Origin of the sequence: Pseudomonas sp. QLc11A, assembly GCF_052112305.1 — a bacterium.
GTDB classification, from domain to species: Bacteria; Pseudomonadota; Gammaproteobacteria; order Pseudomonadales; family Pseudomonadaceae; genus Aquipseudomonas; species Aquipseudomonas laurylsulfatiphila.
On sequence record NZ_JAVAJJ010000029.1, the window covers coordinates 1 to 23,863 of the forward strand.

Sequence of the window (23,863 nt, forward strand, 5' to 3'; positions counted from 1 at the left end):
GTTGGCTGTGCCGGCCTCTTCGCGAGCGAGCTCGCTCCTACAGGGTTAGTGGGTGTACGCAGTATTTGTGGACTACCGAATCTACTGTGGGAGCGGGCTTGCCCGCGAAAGCGGTAGTTCAGCCACCAATGATGTTGGCTGTGCCGGCCTCTTCGCGAGCGAGCTCGCTCCCACAGGGTTAGTGGGTGTACGCAGTATTTGGGGACTACCGAATCTACTGTGGGAGCGGGCTTGCCCGCGAAAGCGGTAGTTTAGCCACCGATGATGTTGGCTGTGCCGGCCTCTTCGCGAGCGAGCTCGCTCCTACAGGGTTAGTGGGTGTACGCAGTATTTGTGGACTACCGAATCTACTGTGGGAGCGGGCTTGCCCGCGAAAGCGGTAGTTCAGCCACCGATGATGTTGGCTGTGCCGACGCCTTCGCGGGCAAGCTCCCACAGGGATTTTCAGTGGGCAAAAGAACTGTGTTTGGCCCAACAACACCAATGTGGGAGCCGTCTCGATCCTGCAGTCAGCGGTGGCCGGAGATGCATTTTCGTTCAATGACCGTCCACAAGACGCGGCAGCCCCAAGGGATTGCCCTCGCGCAATGCCTCCGGCAGCAAGGCATCCGGAAACCCCTGGTAAGCCAGCGGGCGCAGGAAGCGCTCGATGGCGGTCATGCCCACCGAGGTAAAGCGACTGTCCGAGGTGGCCGGAAACGGCCCGCCATGCACGGTGGCAAAACACACTTCCTGCGGATGGGCGAAGGCGTTGACCACGATGCGCCCGGTGCGTCGTTCCAGGGTTGGCAGCAGGCGACGGGCCAGTGGCAGGTCGTCCTGTTCAAGGTGCAGGGTCGCGCTGAGTTGCCCCTTGAATGAGCGCGCTACGCGTAACAGCTCTGCTTCATCCCGGACCTTCACCAGCAGCGCGGACGGGCCGAATACCTCCTGGGAAAGCGCCGGCTCGGCGAGAAAATGTTCGCCATCGACTTCGAACAGCGCCGAACGGCCATCGACTTCAGCGGTGGATGTGGAGCCCACGGCGACGAGGCGGGCGCCGGCGTTTTCCAGGGTGCGAAGCCCGTTCAGATAGGCTGCATGGATGCCCGGTGTCAGCATCGTGCGCGCCGGTGCTGCGCTCACGCGTTGGCTCATTGCGTGGCGCAGTGCTGCAAACCCTGCGCCTTCGACGGCCAGCAGGATCGCCGGCTTGAGGCAGGCTTGCCCGACGTTGACCAGCATGCGCTCGACAAAGCCATCGCCAATCGCCGCGCCGCGTTCGGCGAGTGCCCGGGGCAGGATGAAGGTCGGGTTGACGCTGGTCATCTCGGCGAAGACCGGAATCGGCTCGGGGCGCAATTGCGCACGCCGATACAGCGCCATGCCACCCTGTTCGGAACCGGTGAAGGTCACGGCCTTGATCAGCGGATGATCGACCAGCGCTTCGCCGATGGCATTGCCGCTGCCACGCACCATGGAGAACACACCTTCGGGCAATCCGCAGTCTTGCACCGCCTGGCGGATCGCCCGGGCCTGGATTTCCGAGGCGCCGGGATGCGCGTTATGCGCCTTGAGAATGACGGTCGAGCCCGCCGCCAGCGCCGATGCGGTATCGCCACCGGCCACCGAATAGGCGATGGGGAAGTTGCTCGCACCGAAAATCGCCACCGGGCCGATGGCGATTTTTTGCAGGCGATGATCCATGCGCGGGCGTGGCTGACGCTCGGGTTGCGCCGGGTCGATGGCCAGTTGCAGGAAACGCCCCTTGCGCACCACATCGGCGAACTGACGGAACTGGGTGGCGGCCTTGATTGCCTCGCCTTCCAGTTGCGCCTCGGGCACGCCGGTTTCCAGGGCGGCCCGTGCCGCCAGCACCGTGCGAACGCGGTCGAGGTTGTCTGCGATGCGTTCGAGAAACGCCGCCCGCACGGCGAGCGAGGTATGGCTGTACACATCGAACGCTTCATCGGCCAGGGTCGCCGCCCGGTCGACATCGGCCACGCTACCCAGCGCGAACGCCGGTTCAATCGGCTGGTTGGTCGCGGGATTGAGCGCCTTCAGGGTGCCTTCGCTGGCGCCGACATCACGGGTGCCGATCAGCAGGTTGCCGGTCAACTGCATCACGCACCTGCCTGTGCCAGTGCGGCAACCAGTTCATCGGTGGTCAGGATGGCGTGAGCGAAGGTCGGGCCGTTCAGCTCATGGGCCGAATGCATCATCTCCGGTATGAAGGCTGCGGTCGCGTCGCGCACCAGGGTGACGTGATAGCCGAGTTCCTGAGCGTAACGGGCGGTTGCCTCGATGCAGGTATTGGCCAGCAGGCCGACGATGATCACGTGGGTGATACCCTTTTGCTTGAGGCGAAAATCAAGGTCGGTATTGGCAAAGCCGCTGGAACCCCAATGTTCCTGAACGATGATGTCGCCGTCCTGCGGCGCGAAGTCGGGGTGCCATTCGCCGCCCCATTCCCCGCGGGCGAAGTGGTGCATGTGCATGATCTTGCACTGGGTGGGGCTTGGGTGATCCCAGTTTTCGTAGTCGCCTTTTTCCCAGCGGTGGTGCGGTACGATGACCACCGGAATGTTGAGCCCGCGAACGGTGCGATCGAGCGTGCGCAGGTTGTCGAGCAGGCCGACTCGCGTGGCAATGGGCTCGATCAAGGGGTAGATCTTTCCACCTTCCGACAGAAAATCGTTGTAGGGGTCGACCAGCAGGTAGGCCGTCCGATCAAGAGGGTAGGTGGCGTTGGACATGGCGGTGCTCCGCAAGATAATCCGTGGAAGATGAAGTGTAGTTGCCAGCAATTCACGTAGATATGATAATCATAGTAGCTAGGCAAGAGGCAATACCGCATGTCGGTGAAAGCAACCGTTTCTGAAACCCTGTGCCCGATTTCCCGGGCCGAAGCCGTCGTGGGTGACCGCTGGACGGTGCTGGTGCTGCGTGAGTTGTTCATGGGCAGTCATCGCTTCGATGAAATCCAGGCGCAGACCGGCGGTACGCCGCAAATGGTCGCGGCGCGCTTGAAGAGCATGGAGGCCGACGGGCTCCTGGAGCGACGTGCCTACAGCGAACGGCCCAAACGCTACGAATACCACCTCACGGAAAAGGGCGATGCGTTCCATTCGGTGGTGCTGGCGCTGCGGGCCTGGGGCGAAACCTGGTGCAAATCACCCGGAGAAGGTTTGGCGGTGGTCTATACCCACCGCAGTTGCGGCGAGCCCGCCGGCCTCGGTCCGCTGTGCGCCCATTGCGGGCAGCCCCTGCGCCGCGCCGACCTGATCAGTGAACCGAGTGCCGCCTATGTCGCCGAACGCAGCGCCCGGCGCGAAGCGTTCAAGGCCTAGCGGCGGGTTTGTATCCGCAGGTATCGGCAACGTCCGCCGTTACCCGGGCATACAAAACCGGGGTTTCCAGACACTCGGGCGATACACGGCGGCCTTCTAATGCAACCACCGGCACCGTGTCATTTTCGGCGCGGCTGGCCAGGGTTCAACTGGAGGAAAGGCAATGTTGCGCATCAACCCCCGTCATACCATCGGCAAGCTGGGTCTGGTTCTGACCGCTGCAGGGCTCGCTGCCTTCGCGAGTCTCTCTCAAGCCCAGGAAACACAGCCGGCTCCGGCGATGAAAAGCTGGCAGCAGGGCCTGCATCGCACCGATCTGGTACGCGAAGACCTCGGCGCCGCCGATCGCGAAGTCACTCAGGTGCTCGTGGACTTCGACCCGGGCGTGACATCACCCAAACACGCTCACCCTGGCGTGGAAGTGGCGCACGTGATCAGCGGTACCTTCGAGTATCAGCTGGAAGGGCGGGCACCGGTGACGCTCAAGGCCGGTGATTCGTTGTACATCCCCGAAGGCGTCGCGCATGTGGCGAAGAACGTGGGCCAGGACAAGGCCTCGGAACTGGCAACCTATATCGTCAAGAAAGGCCAGCCGCTGCTGATCCTCAAGGAGTAGATGAACTGTGGGAGCGAGCTTGCTCGCGATGGTCTCGAGAGCGCTACGTTTAACCAGTAAACACGCGTTATCGTTAACGACCATCGCGAGCAAGCTCGCTCCCACAACAACAACGATTGCGGTGTTCAGAAAGCCTGGCCTGACCGGTATTGAGACGTCAGGCCAGGCTTTTCCGCGTCGGTCAAACCAGATTGATTTCGACGTCAATATTGCCGCGAGTCGCTTTGGAGTACGGGCAAGTCTGATGCGCCAGTTCCACCACGCTGCGTGCGATGGCCGGGTCCAGGCCCGGCAGGCTGACATTCAGGCGGGCTTGAAGGAAGAAAGCGTTTTCGGACTTGCCCAGATCGATTTCGGCATCCACCGCAACATCGCTCGGCAATGCCACCTTCAGCGCGACGCACGCCTTGCCCATCGCCCCGATGAAACAGGCCGACCAACCGGCCGCCAGCAGTTGCTCAGGATTGGTGCCGGCGCCCGAACCGCCGGGAGGCGAAAGCTTGATGTCCAGGCGTCCATCGGTGCTGCGCGCCTGACCGTCGCGGCCGCCGGTGGTGTGGGTCTTGCCAGTGTACAGCACGGTATCGATTGCATTGATCATGGTGTTTTTCCTGTCAGTGGGTCGCTGGAATGCTCGGAAAGCCTGCGCTTTGCGATGCGCCCCACTGTTTCATTTCCATGTACTGCCCATATGTCCTGAACCTGGCGGATGTGTATCGCTGTGTAAGGTGGTCGGGGGGACATACAGTTCGATACAAACCGCTTGAATGCGCGCGGCGCCGGAGTTTATTGACTGCAAACCTCCCACACGCAACCGCGCAGCCAGCGATGGGCCGGGTCGGCGTCCATGCGCGGGTGCCACAGCATCGACACCGTGATCGGCGGCGTGGGGAAGGGCAACGCAAAGCAATGCATGCCCTGGCACAGGTTGCCGACGTGCCGCTGCGGTACGCTGGCGACCAGGTCTGAAGCCCGCGCCAATGCAATCGCGGACGAAAAGCCGGCGACAATGGTGATGATCTCCCGCTTCAGCCCCAACTCATTCAAGGCGTCGTCCATCACGCCTTTTTCGTGGCCCCGGCGTGAAACCAGGATGTGCCGGGCCTCGGCATATCGCACCGGTGTGACTTCACCGTGCGCCAGTGGATGGCCCTCGCGCACCACGCCAATGAAGCGGTCGCGAAACAGCATCCGGGTCCGCACTTCCGGGCTGGTGGATTCGCCGATCACGCCGGTTTCCAGATCCACCGAACCGTCGCGCAGCAGGGTGCTGTCCTTGTTCAGCTTCTGCACGAAATTCAGGCGGACACCGGGCGCCTCGCGGCTGATACGGGCGATCAGTGGCGCGCCGAAATTTTCCACGAAGCCGTCGCTGGTGCGCAGGGTGAAGGTGCGTGCCAGTTGGTCGAGGTCAAGTGCGTCGGCGGGGCGCAGGACGGCTTCGGCGTCCTGTACGAGCACGCCGACGCGCTCACGCAACTCCAGCGCCCGGGGCGTGGGAACCAGTCCGCGTCCGGCCCGCACCAGCAACGGATCGCCCGTGGTTTCGCGCAGCCGCGCCAGCGCCCGGCTCATGGCCGACGGGCTCAGGCGCAAACGCTGCGCGGCGCGGGCCACGCTGCCTTCTTCGAGCAACACATTCAGGGTGATCAGCAGATTGAGGTCTGGCATGGAATCAACTCCTGTGGGAGCAGGCCTGTGGTGAGAGGGGCTTGTGGTGAGGGGCCTGTAGTGAGTGACCTGTGGCGAGGGGGCTTGCCCCCGTTTGAGTGCGTAGCACTCACAAAGATCTTTGGTGCATCAGAGATTTTGGGGCTGCTTCGCAACCCAACGGGGGCAAGCCCCCTCGCCACAGGTCCCTCACCACAAGCCCCCCCTCACCACAGGCCCGCTCCCACACTGGTTTGTGGGCAAGTGGCGTCTGGTGCATGTATTCAGTGTAAACGCTGCGTCTTCCGCCATGTTATGGCCGGGCTTAGGCTCAGGACAACCAATTTGCGGAGTCGCGAGAAAATGAAGTCCATATCGATTCGGGGCGCGCTGGCCTGCCTGTCGCTGTCCATGCTGCTGTCATCCCTGGGCACGAGCATTGCCAACGTAGGTTTACCGACACTGGCCGCCGCGTTCTCGGCCTCTTTCCAGCAAGTGCAATGGGTGGTGCTCGCTTACCTGCTGGCGATCACGGCGCTGATCGTCAGCGTCGGAAGACTTGGCGACATCATTGGTCGTCGGCGTTTGTTGTTGATCGGGATGGGTGTGTTTACCGCCGCTTCAGTCCTGTGCGCCGTCTCATCCGCTCTCGGGTGGCTGATTGCCGCCCGGGCCCTGCAGGGCATCGGCGCGGCCATCATGATGGCGTTGACCCTGGCCCTGGTGAGCGGGGCGGTGCCCAAGGCAAAGCTGGGCAGTGCGATGGGCCTGCTCGGCACGATGTCGGCGATCGGCACCTCGCTCGGCCCGACCCTCGGTGGTTTCTTGATTGCCAATTTAGGGTGGCAGGCGATTTTTCTGCTCAATGTGCCCTTGGGCGTTTTGGCGATGGGCCTCGCGCTTCGTTTTCTACCGAAAGATGGCCCTGAGAAAAGGGCGGATCGAGCGGGTTTCGATGTCCTCGGTACCCTGGTACTGGTCCTGACGCTGCTGGCCTATGCGCTGGCGATGACTCTCGGGCGTGGCAGTTTTGCACCGCTGAACCTGGCACTGCTGCTGGTGGCCGTGGTGGGGGCGGGGGTGTTTGTGTTCGTCGAGCGCACCGCCGACTCGCCGCTGGTTCGACTGACGATGTTCCGCAATTGGCAGCTGAGCGCAGGTTTCGCCATGAGCCTGCTGGTGACCACCGTGGTCATGGCCACCCTGGTGGTGGGGCCGTTTTATCTCACCGGCGCACTGGCGCTGAACGCAGCGGGCGTTGGCCTGGTGATGTCGACGGGGCCGCTGGTCGCCGCACTGGTCGGGGTCCCGGCGGGTCGATGGGTCGACAGATTGGGCGCACATCGATCCGGCACGCTCGGATTGCTGGCCATGCTGACCGGCGCTTGCCTCCTGCCCGCCGTGCCGACGAACTTAGGTGCGCCCGGCTACATCGTGCCCCTGACGCTCATGACCGCCGGTTATGCGCTGTTCCAGGCGGCCAACAATACCGCCGTGCTGGCGGACATCACGCCGCAAGAGCGCGGCGTGGTCTCCGGTCTGCTCGGGCTGTCGCGCAATCTCGGCTTGATCACCGGCGCTGGCGTCATGGGCGCCGTGTTCGCCTTCGGCACCGCCAGCCACGATGTTTTGCAGGCGCCACCCGAGGCCATCGCCCAGGGGATGCGCTTGACGTTTGCGGTTGCGGCGGGGCTGATCTGCATCGCCCTGGCGATTGGCGCGGTCAGCAAAATCCTTTCACGTCGCCTGATCGCGTCGTGTTGAAAAACGGCGCGACTGTCGTGAAAACGACCTGTTTGCGCTGAACGCGAAGCCTTGCGAGTTTTCTGTTGAACGAGTGTTCAGTCTGGACTATGTTGAGGGCCACCTTCCCCCGGCTGGTTGCGGGCTTGCGTTTCTTCAATTCGAACGAGGCACTGGCATGCGGTTTTCACCCTTTGTAGAGCGGATCAGTGGCCAAGGCGTTGCCGCCTGGGATATTCACTACGCGGCCAACGCGGCACAGCGCAACGGCGAGGACGTGATCATCCTCAGCGTCGGCGACCCGGATTTCCCCACCCCTGATTTCATCACCGATGCCGCCATCCACGCCTTGCGCGAAGGGGATACCCACTACACCGAAATCGCCGGCCGCCAGGCGCTGCGTGAAGCCATCGCCGGCCGCTACAGCCGGTTGATCGACCGCGAATTGCAGGCGTCGAACATCATTCTCACGGCCGGTGCGCAGAACGCCTTGTTCGCCACCTCGATGTGCCTGCTCGGCGCCGGCGACGAAGTGATTGCCTTCGATCCGATGTACGTCACCTACGAAGCCACGCTCAAGGCGTCCGGCGCCACGCTGGTGCGGGTGCCCTGTGCGGCGGATTCGGGGTTTCGCCTTGATGCCGCCGTGTTGGCCAAGGCCATCACCCCGCGTACCCGGGCGATTTTCTTCTCCAACCCGAACAACCCCACCGGCGTGGTGCTGGGTCGCGAAGAGCTGCAAGCCATCGCCGATCTCGCCATCGCCCATGACCTGTGGGTGGTGGTGGACGAGGTCTACGAGAGCCTCGCCTACGAGCGCGAACACCTCAGCCTGGCGGCGTTGCCGGGCATGGCCGAGCGCTGCGTGGTGATCGGCAGCCTGTCGAAATCCCATGCCATGACCGGTTGGCGCATCGGCTGGGTCGTGGCCAACGAAGCCCTGGTCAACCATGTCGAAACCCTGGTGCTCAGCATGCTGTACGGCTTGCCCGGTTTCGTCATGGAAGCGGCGCTCAAGGCCGTGCAGTCCCATGAAGAAGTCACCCACGGCATGCGCGAGATCTACCGTCGGCGCCGCGATCTGGTGGTGTCCGGCCTGGCCGATTGCCCGGGCATCAGCGTGCTCAACCCGGACGCGGGCATGTTCGTGTTGGTGGACGTTCGCGGCACCGGCCTGACCTCGCTGGAATTCGCCTGGCGCCTGCTGCGTGAAGCCGGTGTCTCGGTACTGGATGCCGCGGCATTCGGTGAGCCGGCCCAAGGTTTTGTACGGCTTTCGTTCACCCTCAGTGAAGAGCGACTGGCCCAGGCCTGCCAGCGCATTCGCGGCTTTGTCCAGGTGCTCAACGGCGAAGCGCCGAGGCCGGTGATCGGCACCGTGACCAGTACCGCAACCGTCGAACCGACTGCGGCCAGGACCATGATCGAGGTCGATCGCCTGCACAAACGCTTCGGCAATATCGAAGTGCTCAAGGGCGTATCCCTGACCGCCCGCGAAGGCGAAGTGATCTCCCTGATCGGTGCCAGCGGCTCGGGCAAAAGTACCTTGCTGCGCTGCATCAACATGCTCGAAGTGCCCGACCAGGGCCGCATCCTGGTCGATGGCGAAAGCATTCACCTCAACCAGAATCGTCCCGGCGCACCGCTGGTGTCGGACGCCAAACAGCTGGTGCGCATCAGGTCGAGCCTGGGCATGGTGTTCCAGAACTTCAACCTCTGGCCCCATCGCACGGTGCTGGAAAACCTCATCGAAGCGCCGACCCAGGTCCTGCGTGAAAGCCGTGCGGAGGCCACCGAACGGGCCGAAGCCCTGCTCGAACGCGTCGGGCTTGCGGCCAAGCGCAACGAGTACCCGGCGTTTCTCTCCGGGGGACAGCAACAACGGGTGGCCATCGCCCGGGCCCTGGCCATGCGGCCCAAGGTCATGCTGTTCGATGAACCCACCTCGGCACTCGACCCAGAACTGGTCGGGGAAGTGCTGCGGGTGATCCGCTCTCTCGCCGAAGAAGGCCGGACCATGATCCTGGTGACTCATGAAATGGCGTTCGCACGCGATGTCTCTTCCAAAGTCGCCTTCCTGCATCAAGGGCTGATCGAGGAAACCGGTTCGCCGGACGAAGTGTTCGTACACCCACGCAGCGAGCGTTGCCGGCAATTCGTCAACGCTCATCAGACTCGCTAACTCATCATAAAAAGACGGGAAAACAACATGGGAAATCGACGTTTTGCAAACTGGTTGACCGGTGCAGCCTGCGTAATGCTGGCCGGCATGAGCGCTGCTCAGGCACAGCCCATCCGCTTCGCGGTGGCAGCCGAACCCTATCCGCCGTACACCGAAAAGCAGGCCAACGGTGAGTGGAAGGGCTTTGAAGTCGACCTGATCCACAAGCTGTGCAGCGAAATGAAAGCCGATTGCGAGATCAAGGAAGTGGCGTGGGACGGCATCATTCCGTCGCTGCTGGCGAAGAAGATCGACGTGATTTTTTCCTCGATGTCGGTGACCGAAGAACGGGAAAAACAGATCGCCTTCAGCAAGGCCTACTACGATTCGGCGATTGCCGTCGTCGGCCCGAAAGAGACGTCAGTGAAGAAGTACCCGGATGACCTCAAGGGCAAGATCATCGGCGTGCAGAACTCGACCGTTAGCGCCAACTACCTGAAGACCTACTACGAAAAAATCGCCGAGGTTAAGTACTACGACACCCAGGACTCGGCCAACGCCGACCTGATTGCCGGGCGCATCGACCTGATGATGGCCGACGGCACCGCCATGGCTTCGTTCGTCAAGACCCCGGATGCCAAGGACCTGGCCTACCTCGGCACCGTGCCCTATGACCCGATCTTCGGCAAAGGCGTAGGCGCCGGCCTGCGCAAGGACGACACCGAACTCAAGGCCAAACTCGACAAGGCCATCCAGGAGTTGCTGGCGAGCAAGGACTACGACGAGCTGTCCCAGAGCTACTTCGGCACCAGCGTGAAGCCGGCGTTCTGACGACTGGCGAAACGCAAGTCCTGAGGAAAAGCAGATCCCTGTGGGAGCGAGCTTGCTCGCGATAGCGGTGGTTCAGTCAGCATTGATATTGACTGGCATGGCCTCATCGCGAGCAAGCTCGCTCCCACAGGATCCGGCGGTGTGTTCATGACCGCATACTGGAGACTGAAATGCCGGCAATGTTCGATCTGATCAATTTCACCGAACAGGGATGGGGCAGTGCGCTGTTGAAGGGGCTCTGGATGACCCTGCAGATTTCCGCCGGGGCCTTTGTGCTCGGGCTGGCCATCGGGCTGGTGGTGGCGTGCCTCAAGCTCGGCGCGCCGAAGCCGATTGCAGCGCTGATGCGCGGCTACACCACCTTGTTCCGCGCGGTTCCGGAGCTGCTGCTGATTCTGTTGCTGTACTACGTCGGCTCCATGCTCCTCAACTCGCTGATGACCGAACTCGGCTACGGCGTGGTGAACGTCAGCGGCCCGCTGGCGGCCATTGTCGTGCTGGGGCTGGTGCAGGGTGCCTACGCCTCGGAGATTTTCCGCGCGGCGATCCAGGCGATTCCCTTCGGCCAGATCGAAGCGGCCAAGGCGTTCGGCCTCAACGGTTTCGGTCTGTTCCGCCGGGTCACGCTGCCGATCATGGCGCCTTACGCCATGGCCGGGATGGCCAACCTGTGGATCAACCTGATCAAGGACAGCGCGCTGATTAGCGTGGTCGGCACCAACGAGCTGCTGTACACCGCCAAGCAAGGCGCGGGTTCGACGCGCCACTATCTGTTGTTCTACCTCACGGCTGCCGCGCTGTACTACGCGGTGACCTTGGCGTCGAACTATCTTTCGGGACGGTTGGAGCGACGCATTCGTCGCTGGATGCCTCTTGTTGACTGAACCGGCAGAGAGAATGAAATGATTCCAGCGTGGATAGTTGAATACGGGGCGCTGTTGGGCCGGGGGCTGCAAACCACCCTCATCATTCTGTTGGTCTCCAGTGTGTTCGGTTACCTGCTGGCGGTGCTGGTGGCGCTGGCGCGGATCTCGAAAAACAAGGTGATCGCCAAGGTCAGCCTGTTCTACACCAGCGTCACACGCGGCACGCCGTTGCTGATCCAGATCTACATCTACTACTACGGGCTGGGTAGCCTGTTTGCTCAGTTCCCGCTGATTCGCGGCAGCTTCCTCTGGCCGTACCTGCGCGATGGCTACTGGTACATCGTGTTCGCCCTGGTGGTGTCGATGGGGGCCTACGTCGGCGAAGTGATTCGCGGTGGCCTGCTGGCGGTGCCCAAGGGTGAGATGGAGGCCGCGTCGGCCTTTGGCATGACCGCGCGCCAGTCGTTGCTGCGGGTGCGCTTGCCCCGGGCCCTGCGCCTGCTGTTGCCGACCCTGGCGGGGGAGACCGTGATGCTGCTCAAGTCCACGGCACTGGCCTCGACCATCGCCGTGATCGACCTGCTCGGCGCCGCCAACGTGGTCCGCGCGCAGACCCTGCAAGTGTACGAACCCCTGTTGCTGGTGGCCGGTGTCTACGTCTGCCTGACCTTCCTGATCGAAGCGCTGTTTGCCTTCGCCGAGCGGCGCGGAACGCCTGTGCGCAGGTCGGCCTGATGAGTTCTTCGAAAGTCGATCGCTCGCTGCAGGGCATTGGCCTGTGCACCCTGGGCTACGCGTTCCTGTCGTTGCAGGATGCGGTCATCAAGTGGCTGGTGGCCGATTATTCGGTGGTCACCATTCTGTTCTGGCGCGCCGCCGTGGTGGTCGTGGCCGTGCTGCTGGCGGGGCGTTCGCGGGTTATCCAGCGCGCCTGGCACTCACCGAGCCGGCGCCTGCTGGTGGTGCGCGGCTTGCTGTCGATAGTGGCCTGGGTGCTGTACTACACGGCGGCCCGGGACCTGACCCTGGCCGAGATGACCACCCTGTATTTTTCCGCGCCGATCATGGTCACGGTGCTGGCGGCGGTGATTCTCAAGGAGCGCGCCAGCGGCTGGCAGTGGTTCAGCCTGATCGTCGGGTTCGTCGGGGTGGTCATTGCCTGTCGCCCCGACCACATGACCGAGCCGTTGCCGATCGTCCTGACCCTGCTGGCGGCGATGTGCTGGGCGTTCACCTACATCCAGCTGCGTCAGGTGGATGACCAGACCTCCGTGCTGGAACAGATGCTGATCACCAACGTGGTGTTTGTGATTTGCATGGCGGTGGCCCTGCCGTGGACCTACACACCCTCGCCGACACCGGCCTGGCTGGGCATGCTCGGCGCCGGGCTGGTGGGCGGCATCGGCCAGTTCCTGTTGTTCGCCAGTTTCCGCCGCGCCACCGCGACCTTGCTCGCGCCGTTCGAATACACCGGCTTGATCTGGGCGTTTGCCCTGTCGAGCCTGGTCTGGGGCACGCTGATGGACACCTCACTGATGATCGGCGCCGGGTTGATCGCCGTCAGCGGCACCCTGGCGATGATCTTCGGCCGGCACGCCTCACAAGACGTCGTCGGTGCTGAATGCTCCGTGACGCAGCCCCTTTATCCAGCAACGGCAGATATGCAGTCCGTTGGCGGCGCTGAAGGTCTCGGGGTTCAGGCACCACTCGAGCCAGAGACCGTCGAGCATCGCCGATAGGCCGATGGCGGCCAGGCGCGTGTCGTGAATCACGAAGCCTTCGCTGGCCGCCAGGCCGTCGAGCAACTGGCGGATCAGATCGAGGTAGGCGCGGTAGCTTTTTTCGTGGGACTGGCTGACGTGTTCGGAGTGACGGATCAGGCTCCAGAACACCACCCACACCCCGAGCAGTTTCGGGTCCATGACCCTGGGCGAAAACGAGCCTTCCAGGAAAGCATCGATCTTCTGCGCAGGTGTCTGGGCCTGTTCGATTTCCTGGAGCAGGGCAGTGGTCAGCTCGCTCGCGAGCCGCTGGTAGGTGTCGGCGATCAATGCCTCGATGCTGCCGAAGTGATGGTTGAGCAAACCCACGGACACCCCGGCTTCGGTGGCGATGCGCCGCACGGAGATCCCGGCGTGACCGTCGCGGCCCAGGCAGCGCAGGGTGGCCGCCACCAGCATTTCGCGGCGGTCTTCGGGTTCGGCGCGACGGTTTTTCGGGGCGTCGGTTGTCACAAGGCTGTCCCTGGATGAGCTTCCACGCTGTCGAGCTTAGTTGAACACCTGTTCAATCACCAGCCTCGACAGCCGCGATACAGCGTTTTCAACGGTCATGACAGGAGGGAAAACCAATGCCGCAGGATATTTCGTTCAGTGTCAGCAACAACAACGGCGATGCCGTGCGGGTCGGTGCCTGGCGCTATGCCGGCGACGGCAGCGGGCCGAACGTGCACCTGCAGGCCGGGGTGCATGTCGATGAAATCGCCGGGATGCTGGTCCTGCATGTACTGATGCAACGACTACAGATCGCCGAAGCCCAGGGCCGGCTCAAGGGCCAGGTCACCGTGGTGCCACAAGCCAATCCCCTGGGCATCGGCCAGTTTCGCCAGGGCCGGATTCTCGGGCGTTACCACGACGCGACCGGGCACAACTTCAATCGCGCGTTCGACCAGTCGGCGGCCATGGCGCGACCTTCGACCTGCGTCCAGCAATGGCAAAAAAAACTGGTGCAACTGGCCGCCCCGGCCGACGTGGTGCTCGACCTGCACACCGACGACGAGGCCCTGCCGTACCTCTACGTACACCGCCGTTTCTGGCCCCGCGGCCGCGAACTGGCGGCGGCGATGAAGATGGACGTGGCGATCATCTGGGATGACGGCGGCGATGGTTCCTTCGAAGAAACCATCATCGCCCCGTGGATACGCGACGGCGTCACAGCAGGGCGCATGGCCGCGACCCTGGAGCTGCGCGGGCAGGGCGATGTCAACGACCGCTTCGCCGAGTCCGATGCCGAAGGGCTGTACCACTGGCTGTGCGGTTACGGCGTCATCGACGAGTCCGTGGCGCCTGCAGACTGGCCCGTCGAAGCCGTGGAAATGGGCCACATGGAAACCCTCATCGCCCCGCAACCCGGCGTACTGATCTTCGAAAAAGAGCTGGGAGATTTCGTCGAAGAAGGGCAACGCTTTGCCCGGATCCTCAGAACCCCGGGCGACCCGACTTCCGAAGTGGTCCTGCATGCCGAACAAGCAGGGCGCCTGGTCACGCGCTATCGCGACCGACTGATCGCCCAGGGCATGGGCGTAGCGAAATTCACCGGCAGCCGGCTGTCGCGTCACTGGAGCGGCGGCTTGCTCGACCCGAACTAGCCAACATCAACCACACAACCCCTGTGGGAGCCGGCTTGCCGGCGATGCGATGGTGAATGTGCCGCCGCCATCGCTGGCAAGCCAGCTCCCACAATTGACCGGGTTTATTCACGCGGATCAATCTGATCCAACACCCGATTCGCCGTAATCTCCGCCAGCATCACACTATTGGAAATCCCCAGCAGGGCATTGCGCGACCCACCCTCCAGATGATCCACCAACTGATGCACCATCACATCGACCGAGGCCAGCGTCTCGACCAGATACACCATCAGCGTTTCGGTATCGGCCTCGGGGTCGACGGTAAACAGGGAACAAGGCGTGCGCGGTGCGGCTTTGATGTCGGCGGTGGTGGGGACGTGGAAGGCGGATTCGGCGGCCTCGTTGAGCTTGTTTGAGTCGGATTCGCAGGGGGATGTCGGATCGGTGTCCGGCGGGTTGGGGGTGACCTTGAACATAGGCTGAGTTCCTGATGGGTGCCAATCCTCTTGCTGCTAAACGAAGAGGGGTGGCAGCTGTACGCAGGTTAGCAGACCGGGAAACTCAGCAATCCGGCGCGCCCGAGGGCGCCCCACGTACAGCCACCATCAAGTACAGGTAATGAAATACCTGCATGACAGATGCACGCACAGCCAAGTTATCGCGGGCTGCTAAACCCGACCACTGATGGGCAGTGGCGCGGAAACGATAGAGACCAGGGGCAGGGCGCACAAGCCGGCGGATTCTGGCGTACCCGTAGGCAACGACGCAAGGTCTTGTAGCTCACCGGAAATACCCTACAACCTTTTTAAACAAGCGCTTTTGGGCAATGTCGAGCGCACCCCGCGCAAGCAAAAAACATCCCCGATCACTGAATACCGGCTTTCGTGTATCGCTGTGTATCAGCGCACGAAATCCGACTACAACCCTACAAAACCCACTCATCACGGATACAGCCCGGATACACCACTGGGGCCAAATAGACCTGTCAAAGCGAGAAGCACAACGCAGCTCGCCACCAGGTTCATCAACCCTTGTGGTACGACCCATAGTGGTCCAGCCACGTCATTGATCCGGAGTATCAACATGTCTCGTATCCAGTCGAACAAAACCCGTATTGGCCTGATCGCTGTTGCACTGGTCGGCGGTATCAACTTCGCGTCCTCGGCGTTTTCCGCCGAAGCCTTGCCGCAGGGCTATCAACTGGCCTCCGCCGAGAAGACCAGCGAAGGCAAGTGTGGCGAGGGCAAGTGCGGCGAAGGCAAATGCGGTGCCAGCGAAGCCAGCGCCCAAAAGACCCAGGCCGAAGGCAAGTGCGGTGAAGGCAAGTGCGGCGATGCGTCCTTCGCCCGCACCGACGCCGACCACGACGGCCGCGTGTCGCTCAAGGAACTGCTGGCCGTGGCGCCCAAGGGCACAGAGGAATTCAAGGCGATGGACACCAACGGCGACGGTTTCCTGTCCGAGGGTGAGGTGTACAAGTTCCGCACCAACCAGTACACCTCCAATGGCAAGAAAGTGCCGACCGAGCTGTTTACCAAGTTGAGCCAGGCTAAAGAGTGATCAGCCGCTAACAAAAAAACCTTCCTGCGTTGAGGCGCAGGAAGGTTTTTTTGTGTGGGTAGTAGTGGTTTGATCGTTAGGCGCGGAATTGCACTGCACTTGACCACCGATTGCCTAGGATTTAACCCGCAGGCTTTGTAACCATGACCGGCAGAGAACGGCTGATTCTGTTGAAAAAGTCGGCCATGGTTTCCACGGCAGAAAAGTACGCGCTTCAGGTTAAAATCTTTACTTTGAGCAGAGGATCCCGAGCTCAGATTTCGCATAGTTGCGCGCAAAAAAGGCGTTTTCAGCAGTCAGTATGCGGGCAGTCTGGAAGGACCGCCTTTTTCAACACAATCGGCTAAAAGCAGACGCTCGAATGTGTCTACGAGTCTGGGGCGACTCAACTATCGCCCAAAAGGAATTTCGTTATCCCTTTACGGTAAGCGTTTACGCGAATGAATGAGCCTTCATCGCTAATAGAAGAAATAATTTTACGGCGTACTAGCTTCAGCACGAACTCCATGTTTCTTTCAGTATTAAATAACTTCTGGCGTGTGTTGGCCTTAACAAATTGGCAGTACGGTTCTTGCGCTGCGCTTAACGCACCGGTAATTTCTATATTCGTAAGGATGTCAATAAAATTGTACAGTAAATCCACTGCCACCCTCGGCAGGGAACCGTTTGCCAAGCAGTGCACTACAACTTCTCGGTTATAGCCATCAATATTCAAGCCTTCTGCGGACAAAAAGCGCGCAACTTTATTTGTCGCGTTCGCGCTAGCCTGCAGCTCTTCCAAGGTCATCCACTTTACAATTTGTGCCTTGTTGTTCTCTGACGACAAAGCAAGCAGTTCTAACTTGACATCAAGATCGATTGGGTACTTGTCTGCTTGTTTGGTGTAGCTGGCAAAATGTGTTTTGATCAATGTCGCCTTTAGCAATGGTGAATCAGAAGTTTCAGCGAACGAATTTTCATTCAGAGAGATCTTTCCTATACGAGCCAATATCAGTTTTCTGTCCAGGGGCAAATCTGTAGAGAATCCGAGGTAAGCATAACGAGAACACCCGCAAAGTTTTTCAAAGTTTGAGAGATCTATATCAGTATTGTTGATGACGAACCGAGAAAGTGCCTTTCCATCCTCATCATCGCCATCGGCCATCGGCATTAGAGCGCCAGTCAGCTCATTGACAACCTCGTCGTCATTCAAAAATGCACTTAGGCGAGTAAGGTCGGTACCTTCGTGTCGGTGATACTCAAGAATATTTTTCCATTCAACAATAATTTTTTTATTGAATAATAGCTCTCCCCACATAAATTCGGGTATGTCAGTGAAGCTTTCAAATATGCAGCTCTGTCGCAGCGCATACTGAATTGCTAAATCCTGATTTATCTCTGGGTGATTGACGACCTTAAGTATCGCTTCCTTAGACTCTTCAAGATTGTTCTCCATAATCAGAGCAACATCCTCAAGGTATGAATTTATATTTTTCCAGACATAATTATTAACCGTCTGATCAGTCGCCAAACTAATAGCGGTATAATTGCTCAGGCGATGATCAATCGATGTGCTATCAGTTAAATTGGTGTTGTGAGAAAGGTTTGATAATGCAAATTCTATATTGTTTTCACTCAGTAAATATAGGGAGTTTTGGCAGGCGTAAGCTGCCAATTCATCAAGCTCTCCTATTTCTTGGAGGTTTTCCAGTTTTACAGACATAAACTTAAGCGCTTGGTAACCATTCGCGAAAGAAACATTCTCGGCAAACACTGAAGCGCTATGAGTTGATAAGTAACGCGTCAACGCGCCATCCATGTTCATTTTCTGCGCTATATATGAAGGGTCTACATACGCCAAAAGGTTAGCAATGTGCCGAGGAGATTGATCGCTCCCTATCGATGCAACACCATAACCGCTCCAGTGCTCTGATACTGCTTTCATGAAGGCGTCGACCGCCCGTCCGGATAGCCAATACGCCCGGAAAAACTCTTCAGCACCGGAAAAATGTCTGGCGACAAACTCAATTGCACTGCGGATCTTGGAAAAATTAACTACACCTGTAGACAAAAGATAATCCATAAGAGTGACGTTAAGTACATACTCTGCACCGAAATCCTCATCCCGCATCTCCGCGACGACCTCGCGAGGATTATCGATTTGCGCATCTGGATCTACAGGCCGGAAGTCACGGATCATTTGGATAAAATTCCAATCATTGCGTGACATTCGCCCCTCATGGAATATTGAGATATACAAATGATAGGTTTCGTCCAAGAAACCGTTTTTGACCAAGTATTTTAAAAGTCGCGAATCGCTGATGTCCGAACCCGCAATTGCACTGTCAATTTCCTCGTTTGCGTTCATCAGCAATTGTCGCAGAGGCTGCCTGGCGAACTCTGCCTTTTCTTCCTTGATATCCGAAATCTCGGCATTTAGCTGATTACGTCGCAGCGCGCTCTTATTCTTAATTCTCTCGTTCCTAACTTCAAACTTTGATCCAGGTATCGCCTTGCTCTCAAGTTCACGAAAGGAAAGCCCGAGCGCGATTTGTTGGTTCGGATGAGCGTAAAAATAACTATTTTGAATAAGCATGCCATTAATGCGAACTGGGTTTTCGTTAAATAATTTTTTAAAATTATCCCAGTCCAACAATTTATCCAGTGTCAATATCTCTGAGCCTGCGTAGATCCCATTAATATGATAGTCCGCATTACCTCCGCAGAGTTGTCCCCAGAAAATCCGAACAAGATCTGCCTGCGCCGAACAAAATTCGGCCTCTGACTCTAAAATCGATGTCCTAAGAGCATCAATTTTAATATCTGCATCAACCGACGCCCTTGCGATCAGGTCAGTTCGCAGCCCAACAATACTGTACAAAGCACCTTTGCCATGGTGCAAAGCTTCAAAGTCCTTCGGGTAGGTATTTTTATATATAATAATCGCCAGCAATTTGTTGAGGTTCGGCACGCCACCTACTTTTCCCTGATAAACTAAAAATTCGTTACTGATGTTTTTAATCAGTCGGTAGTCATCCAGATATAGCGAAACTTCGCTCAAAAAACGATTATCAATTTCAATATTTTTGCCATTGGAAACTATACATCTCGCGAACATTTCTCGCGAATTTGAATTATTTATGATTGGGATAATTGGCGTAATAAAATCGAAAAATTTTGCTCTGTCTTTATTGAAGAACACATCATCCTTAATAGCATAAATAAATTTAAGCGGCTGAGGTGCTCTTAGGCTATCCAACATCCTTTTTTGCTTGGGTCGGTCGTTGATGATTTTATTGATTTCTCGTAATTTTATAAATATTTCAGGGCTCCCGAAGCGATCAAGATCCTCAAAGACTACAACGTCGTAGTTATTCTCCTCGAAAAAGTAAATGATCTCATCCAGATGTTTATTCAAGATTGAACTTTCTGGTGTGCCGTCTAACTCGACTTCACCATTTTGCAACGAGAGTTTTTTGACCGAAAGCGAATGTGAAGCTTTCAAAGAACGAGAAACAAGCTGTGCAAAATACGAGAAAGCGTACAAGCATGTAAAAAACCACAGAGGTTTTACATCATCCAATGTGGCCACGCTCAAGATATTTTCCCGCTCGCGATAGATATATCCACATACGACGATCCAGAAAGCGAAGCCCAGAGCGTTGAGGGTCAACCAGCTTGGCTTGGTAATCCGCTTAAATCTTGAATATGGCAAGGTCCGTGAATCGGCACCATAGAGCATCTGCTGGAGAATACTTCGTTCGACTTTAACAGTGACCTCCTCTGAGGTCGGAGCTGAATCCAGTTCGCTGCTGATGTTCGGATCGCTAAAGGTTGCTAATGAGACGTTCAGAAAACGAAAAGGCGAATTCTTTTCGTAGGTCTTGATCACGCTGGTTTTTCCCGACCCGTAAGGCCCTGTCAGCGCAACGTTCCGAATCGATGGATTGCGCATAGCGAAATCCAAAGCCTTCCTATAAAGCCCATCAATGTCGGCGTTATCAACCGGTGTAAGATCAAGAAAGCTCTCTGAAGTCGCCTCATCGCGAGAGAGAAGCCACTGGGCACGTCTGATTTTTTTCGTCTCACGAATCTTTTCGAACAGCGACTTGAGCAGCTTCAATTCAGTCATCCTTGAGCAATAACTTACATCCCTTCCGCCGACGAAAGCAGGAGGACCTCAATTTACAACTGATGGCATTATGCTCGCAGATCGCACAGCTGACTCGCGTTTTCTTCGTGAGAAATAATGATGTGTGCTGGCTCGCTGCCCATATATTCCATACGTACCTGCACTCACGAGTACCTGGGTCGCCCCCACTTTTGTAGGCACAATTCATTGAGCACTATTGACCGATATCTGCCCGTCGCCACCGTCAGCTTTGGGGGCGTTTTCTACCAGTCATAACCATAAAACTCGGTAGTCAACTCCATACAAATACCTGCTCAGCTCGAACGCAATCAGCTGACCAAACCCATCCAACCCCCATCAAGCCTTAACCCACCGCTGCCGACTCCAACTACTCAACCCATCAACAGCAAACACCAGCACCAACATCGCCAAAATCACCGTGCTCGCCTGAGCCTCCTGAAACAAGCTAAGACTCACATAAAGCATCTGCCCCAACCCCCCAGCCCCAACAAACACCAGCACGCTGGCCATCCGAATGTTGTTCTCCCAGCGGTACAAAATGTACGCCAGCAACTGCGGAAACAGGTTAGGCAGAGTGCCATAGCAGAAGGCCCAGACGACATTGCCGCCCTGCAAGCGAATGGCTTCGGCAGGTTGCGGCGGGGTGTTTTCCAGTGCTTCGGCGAACAGGCGGCCGAGTACGCCGGTGGTGTGCATGGCCAGTGCCAGGGTGCCGGCGTTGGGGCCTAGGCCGGCGGCCAGTACCATCAGCGCGGCCCACACCAGTTCGGGAATGGCGCGCAGGCCATTGAGTACAAGTCGCGACGCGCTCTGCAGCAGCCAGCCGAAGCGTCCGGCCGCCGGCAGCGCCAGCAGCAGGCCAAACACCGCCGCGAGCAAGGTGCCGAGGGCGGACATCGCCATGGTTTCCACGGCGCCACGGCCGATGGCTTGCAGGTGGCCGGCGCTCAGGTCCGGGCTGAGAAAGCGCAGCACGTAGGCGCCCATCTGCTTCAGGTTGCCGCTGCCTGTCAGTTCGCCGAGGTCGATGCCCAGGTAGCGGAACGAGGCGACGACCGCGGCGGCGATGCAGAGGATCAGCAGCAGGTTGATCAGGCGGTTCATGCGAACCTCCAGCGCAGCAGGCGGCTGATCTGGTCGGCGAACAGCACCAGGACGAAGAAGGTCAGCAGCATGCTCGCCACTTCACCGCCGGCGAACATGCGCAGCGACAGGTCGATCTGCTGGCCCAGTCCGCCGGCGCCGACGAAGCCCATCACCACGGACGCGCGGATCGCGCATTCCCAGCGGTACACGGTGTACGACAACAGCTCCGCCGCGACATTGGGCAGGATGCCGTAGCAGAACGCTGCCAACCGGCCACTGCCGGCTTGCAGCAGTGAGTGGGCGGGGCGCTGGTCGACCGACTCGAAGATTTCCGCGTAGACCTTGCCCAGCATGCCGCTGTAGGTGATGGCAATGGCCAGCACCCCGGCGGTCGGGCCAAGGCCGACGGCGCGCACGAACAGCAGGGCCCAGACGATTTCCGGCACGCTGCGCAGGAAGATCAGCACCCCGCGTACCGGCCAACGCAGCAACCGGCCCAGGGCGCTCGGGCGGCCGCTGCGCGAAGCCGCCGACAGCGACAGGGCTCGGCTGGCGAGCAGGCTGGCGGGCACGGCCAGCAGCAAGGCCAGGGCCATGCCGGCGGTGGCGATGGCCAGGGTCTGCAAGGTGGCTTGCCACAGCAGCTGGAGGAACTCTTCGCCATGGGCCGGTGGCCAGAAGGCCGAAACGAAACGGCCCATTTCACTCTGGCTGTCGGCCTTGAGCAGCACACCCAGGTCCAGTTCGCTGAAGTGGAGGCCGGGCCACAGCAGGGCCAACGCCAGCAGACTGAGCAGCAGGCGGGGCAGGGTGGCCGGGTCTCGTGTATCGCGCGTCAGCATCGGGGAATCTGCAGGCTCAAGGGCGCCACCGGAGCGGGCGGGGATTGCAGTTGCTCGTTGGCGTAGAGCCGGTCGAGCAAGTCGTGGTCGATGTCGGCAGAGGGAAGATCGAAGAGGATCTGGCCGTCGCGCAAGCCGATGATGCGCGAGAAGTTGCTCAACGCCAGCTCCACCGCATGCAGGCTGGCGACCAGGGTCACCTTGTGTTCCCGGGCGTGGCGGCAGAGGATCGACAGGGTGTGCCCGGCCAGCACCGGGTCCATCGCCGACACCGGCTCATCGGCCAGCAGCACGTCGGGGGCCTGGTACAGCACGCGGGCAATGCCCACGCGCTGCAGTTGGCCACCGGACAATTGCTGGCACTGGGCGAACAGCTTGTCGCCCAGGTCGAGTTTGACCAGGGCTGCGCGTGCGCCGGGCACATCCACCGGATGCAGCAGGCTCAGCAGGCTTTTGGCAAAACCCCACTGCCCCAGTTTGCCGGCCAGCACCGCCGTGACCACGCGCTGGCGCGGTGGCAGCGGCGGCGCCTGATGCACCAGGCCGATGCGCGCGCGCAGGCGCTGGCGCTGTCGGGCGCCGAGCTGCCAGGCGTGCTCGCCGAGCACCTCGACCGTGCCGCTGCCGGGGCGCAGGGCGGTGGCCAGCAGGTTCAGCAGGCTCGACTTGCCGGCGCCGGACGGGCCGATGATCGCCACCTGCTCACCGGCGCCGATGTGCAGGTCGACCTCATGCAGCGCCCGCACGCCCGTGTCGTGGGTGAGGCTGACCCGGTTCAGATGCAAGGTCATTTCAGCAGGTCGGCAGCGCGCGCGGCTTCCTCGATGCCCTTGTAGTTCTCAGGCTTGGTCTCGATGAAGCGGCTGGCGGCCTGCAGGTCGAGGATCGCCTTTTGCTCCGGGTTGGCCGGGTCGAGTGCGAGGAAGGCGGCCTTGATTTTCTCGGCCAGGGCGGGGTCGAGGGTGCCGCGCACGGTCCAGTTGTAGTCGAAGTAGGCCGGCGTGGTGGCGAAGACCTTGACCTTGTCGGTGTCGACCTTGCCGGCCTTGACCAGTTTTTCCCAGACGCTGGCGTTGAGTACGCCGGCATCCACTTTGCCCGCCTGAACCCAGGCGACCGTGGCGTCGTGGGCGCCGGAGTAACCGACGCGGCTGAAATAGGTTTCCGGCTTGATGCCGTCCTGCAGCATGAAGTAACGCGGCATCAAGCTGCCGGACGTCGACGAGACCGAGCCGAAGGCGAACGATTTGCCCTTGAGGTCGGCCAGGGATTTGACCGCTGGGTCGGCGGTGATGAATTTGCTGGTGAACTGGGCATCCTGCTCACGCTGTACCAAGGGAATGGCATTGCCGGTTTTCAAACGTGCCTGCACGAAGGTGAAACCGCCCAGCCAGGCCATGTCGATACGGTCGGTGGCCAGCGCCTCGACCACCGCCGGGTAGTCGGACACCGGTACGAACTCGACCTTCATGCCCAGTTGCTTCTCCAGGTATTCGCCCAGTGGCTTGAACTTGCGCAGCAATTCGGTGGGGGCTTCGTCGGGAATGGCGCTGACCTTGAGGGTCTCGGCAGCCTGTGCCAGCAGGGTGGAAAGGGACAGGGTCAGGCCGACGGCCATAGCCAGGGTACGTTTGAGCATGGAAGTTCTCCGGTTCAATAGCGGAAAAATGTCGATGCGCCCCGCACAAGCTGATTGCT

At 59.6% G+C, this 23,863-nt stretch carries 20 protein-coding genes and 1 pseudogene; 10 read left to right on the forward strand and 11 right to left on the reverse strand.

Going from position 1 to position 23,863, the window contains the following annotated elements:
- Positions 1-537: 537 nt before the first annotated feature.
- The gene (locus tag Q8X48_RS28870; RefSeq protein WP_407802622.1) at positions 538-2,103 is read right to left on the reverse strand and encodes an aldehyde dehydrogenase (NADP(+)); all 1,566 of its coding nucleotides are present in this window, start codon (positions 2,101-2,103) and stop codon (positions 538-540) included.
- Positions 2,103-2,735, reverse strand: coding sequence for an isochorismatase family cysteine hydrolase (locus Q8X48_RS28875; protein WP_407802623.1), 633 nt, complete (start codon positions 2,733-2,735; stop codon positions 2,103-2,105). Before Q8X48_RS28875 ends, Q8X48_RS28870 begins: the two co-directional genes overlap by 1 nt.
- A 99-nt stretch (positions 2,736-2,834) precedes the next feature.
- On the opposite strand from Q8X48_RS28875, the gene Q8X48_RS28880 reads away from it, so the two are divergent.
- A complete protein-coding gene (locus Q8X48_RS28880; protein ID WP_407802624.1) occupies positions 2,835-3,329 on the forward strand; it encodes a winged helix-turn-helix transcriptional regulator in 495 nt (164 codons plus the stop codon).
- Positions 3,330-3,492: 163 nt separating this feature from the next.
- Positions 3,493-3,945, forward strand: coding sequence for a cupin domain-containing protein (locus Q8X48_RS28885; protein WP_407802625.1), 453 nt, complete (start codon positions 3,493-3,495; stop codon positions 3,943-3,945).
- A gap of 181 nt (positions 3,946-4,126) precedes the next feature.
- Here Q8X48_RS28885 and Q8X48_RS28890 read toward each other — a convergent pair whose 3' ends face one another.
- Both Q8X48_RS28890 and Q8X48_RS28895 read right to left on the reverse strand, forming a co-directional pair.
- On the reverse strand, positions 4,127-4,546 hold the full coding sequence (locus tag Q8X48_RS28890) for an organic hydroperoxide resistance protein (RefSeq protein ID WP_007977775.1): 420 nt from the start codon (positions 4,544-4,546) through the stop codon (positions 4,127-4,129).
- Between the two features lie 185 nt (positions 4,547-4,731).
- Complete coding sequence (locus tag Q8X48_RS28895; RefSeq protein WP_407802626.1) at positions 4,732-5,616, reverse strand: LysR family transcriptional regulator; 885 nt, start codon at positions 5,614-5,616, stop codon at positions 4,732-4,734.
- Between the two features lie 342 nt (positions 5,617-5,958).
- Between Q8X48_RS28895 and Q8X48_RS28900 the strand changes: the two genes are divergently transcribed.
- From Q8X48_RS28900 to Q8X48_RS28925, 6 genes are all read left to right on the forward strand, one after another.
- On the forward strand, positions 5,959-7,359 hold the full coding sequence (locus tag Q8X48_RS28900; protein ID WP_407802627.1) for an MFS transporter: 1,401 nt from the start codon (positions 5,959-5,961) through the stop codon (positions 7,357-7,359).
- Between the two features lie 157 nt (positions 7,360-7,516).
- Complete coding sequence (locus Q8X48_RS28905; protein WP_407802628.1) at positions 7,517-9,520, forward strand: aminotransferase class I/II-fold pyridoxal phosphate-dependent enzyme; 2,004 nt, start codon at positions 7,517-7,519, stop codon at positions 9,518-9,520.
- Between the two features lie 27 nt (positions 9,521-9,547).
- Positions 9,548-10,330 (forward strand): transporter substrate-binding domain-containing protein, encoded by a 783-nt coding sequence (locus tag Q8X48_RS28910; RefSeq protein WP_407802629.1) that lies wholly within the window; start codon positions 9,548-9,550, stop codon positions 10,328-10,330.
- A gap of 170 nt (positions 10,331-10,500) precedes the next feature.
- Entirely contained in the window at positions 10,501-11,214 is a 714-nt protein-coding gene (locus Q8X48_RS28915) for an ABC transporter permease (protein WP_008053091.1), read from the forward strand.
- 18 nt (positions 11,215-11,232) lie between these two features.
- A complete protein-coding gene (locus Q8X48_RS28920; protein WP_015095644.1) occupies positions 11,233-11,931 on the forward strand; it encodes an ABC transporter permease subunit in 699 nt (232 codons plus the stop codon).
- Positions 11,931-12,935: a DMT family transporter gene (locus tag Q8X48_RS28925; RefSeq protein ID WP_407802630.1), complete on the forward strand. Its 1,005-nt coding sequence runs from the start codon at positions 11,931-11,933 to the stop codon at positions 12,933-12,935. The genes Q8X48_RS28920 and Q8X48_RS28925 overlap by 1 nt, the downstream gene beginning before the upstream one ends.
- On the opposite strand, the pseudogene Q8X48_RS28930 reads toward Q8X48_RS28925, so the two are convergent.
- A pseudogene (locus tag Q8X48_RS28930) lies at positions 12,891-13,376 on the reverse strand (TetR family transcriptional regulator C-terminal domain-containing protein); the annotation flags it as partial. The gene Q8X48_RS28925 and the pseudogene Q8X48_RS28930 overlap by 45 nt on opposite strands.
- 170 nt (positions 13,377-13,546) lie before the next feature.
- On the opposite strand from Q8X48_RS28930, the gene Q8X48_RS28935 reads away from it, so the two are divergent.
- Complete coding sequence (locus Q8X48_RS28935; RefSeq protein ID WP_407802631.1) at positions 13,547-14,563, forward strand: succinylglutamate desuccinylase/aspartoacylase domain-containing protein; 1,017 nt, start codon at positions 13,547-13,549, stop codon at positions 14,561-14,563.
- Between the two features lie 104 nt (positions 14,564-14,667).
- Here Q8X48_RS28935 and Q8X48_RS28940 read toward each other — a convergent pair whose 3' ends face one another.
- A complete protein-coding gene (locus tag Q8X48_RS28940) occupies positions 14,668-15,021 on the reverse strand; it encodes a DUF6124 family protein (RefSeq protein ID WP_407802632.1) in 354 nt (117 codons plus the stop codon).
- A 607-nt stretch (positions 15,022-15,628) separates the two neighbouring features.
- Between Q8X48_RS28940 and Q8X48_RS28945 the strand changes: the two genes are divergently transcribed.
- A complete protein-coding gene (locus tag Q8X48_RS28945) occupies positions 15,629-16,105 on the forward strand; it encodes an HvfA family oxazolone/thioamide-modified RiPP metallophore (RefSeq protein ID WP_407802633.1) in 477 nt (158 codons plus the stop codon).
- Between the two features lie 385 nt (positions 16,106-16,490).
- Here Q8X48_RS28945 and Q8X48_RS28950 read toward each other — a convergent pair whose 3' ends face one another.
- The 5 genes from Q8X48_RS28950 to Q8X48_RS28970 all read right to left on the reverse strand — a co-directional run bounded on the left by Q8X48_RS28950 (position 16,491) and on the right by Q8X48_RS28970 (position 23,804).
- Positions 16,491-20,207 (reverse strand): YobI family P-loop NTPase, encoded by a 3,717-nt coding sequence (locus Q8X48_RS28950; RefSeq protein ID WP_407802634.1) that lies wholly within the window; start codon positions 20,205-20,207, stop codon positions 16,491-16,493.
- 366 nt (positions 20,208-20,573) lie between these two features.
- Positions 20,574-21,341, reverse strand: a complete 768-nt coding sequence (phnE, locus tag Q8X48_RS28955; protein ID WP_407802802.1) for a phosphonate ABC transporter, permease protein PhnE — start codon at positions 21,339-21,341, stop codon at positions 20,574-20,576.
- Positions 21,338-22,165 carry a PhnE/PtxC family ABC transporter permease gene (locus tag Q8X48_RS28960; RefSeq protein WP_407802579.1) on the reverse strand — a complete coding sequence of 276 codons (828 nt, stop codon included), beginning with the start codon at positions 22,163-22,165 and terminating at the stop codon, positions 21,338-21,340. Before Q8X48_RS28960 ends, phnE begins: the two co-directional genes overlap by 4 nt.
- Positions 22,159-22,956 carry a phosphonate ABC transporter ATP-binding protein gene (locus Q8X48_RS28965; protein WP_407802580.1) on the reverse strand — a complete coding sequence of 266 codons (798 nt, stop codon included), beginning with the start codon at positions 22,954-22,956 and terminating at the stop codon, positions 22,159-22,161. The genes Q8X48_RS28960 and Q8X48_RS28965 overlap by 7 nt, the downstream gene beginning before the upstream one ends.
- Positions 22,953-23,804, reverse strand: a complete 852-nt coding sequence (locus Q8X48_RS28970; RefSeq protein WP_102702713.1) for a putative selenate ABC transporter substrate-binding protein — start codon at positions 23,802-23,804, stop codon at positions 22,953-22,955. The genes Q8X48_RS28965 and Q8X48_RS28970 overlap by 4 nt, the downstream gene beginning before the upstream one ends.
- Between the last annotated feature and the right edge of the window lie 59 nt (positions 23,805-23,863).

What these genes read in the sequence shown, in the direction of transcription:
- Q8X48_RS28870 (WP_407802622.1), bottom strand. Translation starts at nt 2,103, where the DNA reads ATGCAGTTGACCGGCAACCTGCTGATCGGCACCCGTGATGTCGGCGCC.
- Q8X48_RS28875 (WP_407802623.1), bottom strand. Translation starts at nt 2,735, where the DNA reads ATGTCCAACGCCACCTACCCTCTTGATCGGACGGCCTACCTGCTGGTC.
- Q8X48_RS28880 (WP_407802624.1), top strand. Translation starts at nt 2,835, where the DNA reads ATGTCGGTGAAAGCAACCGTTTCTGAAACCCTGTGCCCGATTTCCCGG.
- Q8X48_RS28885 (WP_407802625.1), top strand. Translation starts at nt 3,493, where the DNA reads ATGTTGCGCATCAACCCCCGTCATACCATCGGCAAGCTGGGTCTGGTT.
- Q8X48_RS28890 (WP_007977775.1), bottom strand. Translation starts at nt 4,546, where the DNA reads ATGATCAATGCAATCGATACCGTGCTGTACACTGGCAAGACCCACACC.
- Q8X48_RS28895 (WP_407802626.1), bottom strand. Translation starts at nt 5,616, where the DNA reads ATGCCAGACCTCAATCTGCTGATCACCCTGAATGTGTTGCTCGAAGAA.
- Q8X48_RS28900 (WP_407802627.1), top strand. Translation starts at nt 5,959, where the DNA reads ATGAAGTCCATATCGATTCGGGGCGCGCTGGCCTGCCTGTCGCTGTCC.
- Q8X48_RS28905 (WP_407802628.1), top strand. Translation starts at nt 7,517, where the DNA reads ATGCGGTTTTCACCCTTTGTAGAGCGGATCAGTGGCCAAGGCGTTGCC.
- Q8X48_RS28910 (WP_407802629.1), top strand. Translation starts at nt 9,548, where the DNA reads ATGGGAAATCGACGTTTTGCAAACTGGTTGACCGGTGCAGCCTGCGTA.
- Q8X48_RS28915 (WP_008053091.1), top strand. Translation starts at nt 10,501, where the DNA reads ATGCCGGCAATGTTCGATCTGATCAATTTCACCGAACAGGGATGGGGC.
- Q8X48_RS28920 (WP_015095644.1), top strand. Translation starts at nt 11,233, where the DNA reads ATGATTCCAGCGTGGATAGTTGAATACGGGGCGCTGTTGGGCCGGGGG.
- Q8X48_RS28925 (WP_407802630.1), top strand. Translation starts at nt 11,931, where the DNA reads ATGAGTTCTTCGAAAGTCGATCGCTCGCTGCAGGGCATTGGCCTGTGC.
- Q8X48_RS28935 (WP_407802631.1), top strand. Translation starts at nt 13,547, where the DNA reads ATGCCGCAGGATATTTCGTTCAGTGTCAGCAACAACAACGGCGATGCC.
- Q8X48_RS28940 (WP_407802632.1), bottom strand. Translation starts at nt 15,021, where the DNA reads ATGTTCAAGGTCACCCCCAACCCGCCGGACACCGATCCGACATCCCCC.
- Q8X48_RS28945 (WP_407802633.1), top strand. Translation starts at nt 15,629, where the DNA reads ATGTCTCGTATCCAGTCGAACAAAACCCGTATTGGCCTGATCGCTGTT.
- phnE (WP_407802802.1), bottom strand. Translation starts at nt 21,341, where the DNA reads ATGAACCGCCTGATCAACCTGCTGCTGATCCTCTGCATCGCCGCCGCG.
- Q8X48_RS28960 (WP_407802579.1), bottom strand. Translation starts at nt 22,165, where the DNA reads ATGCTGACGCGCGATACACGAGACCCGGCCACCCTGCCCCGCCTGCTG.
- Q8X48_RS28965 (WP_407802580.1), bottom strand. Translation starts at nt 22,956, where the DNA reads ATGACCTTGCATCTGAACCGGGTCAGCCTCACCCACGACACGGGCGTG.
- Q8X48_RS28970 (WP_102702713.1), bottom strand. Translation starts at nt 23,804, where the DNA reads ATGCTCAAACGTACCCTGGCTATGGCCGTCGGCCTGACCCTGTCCCTT.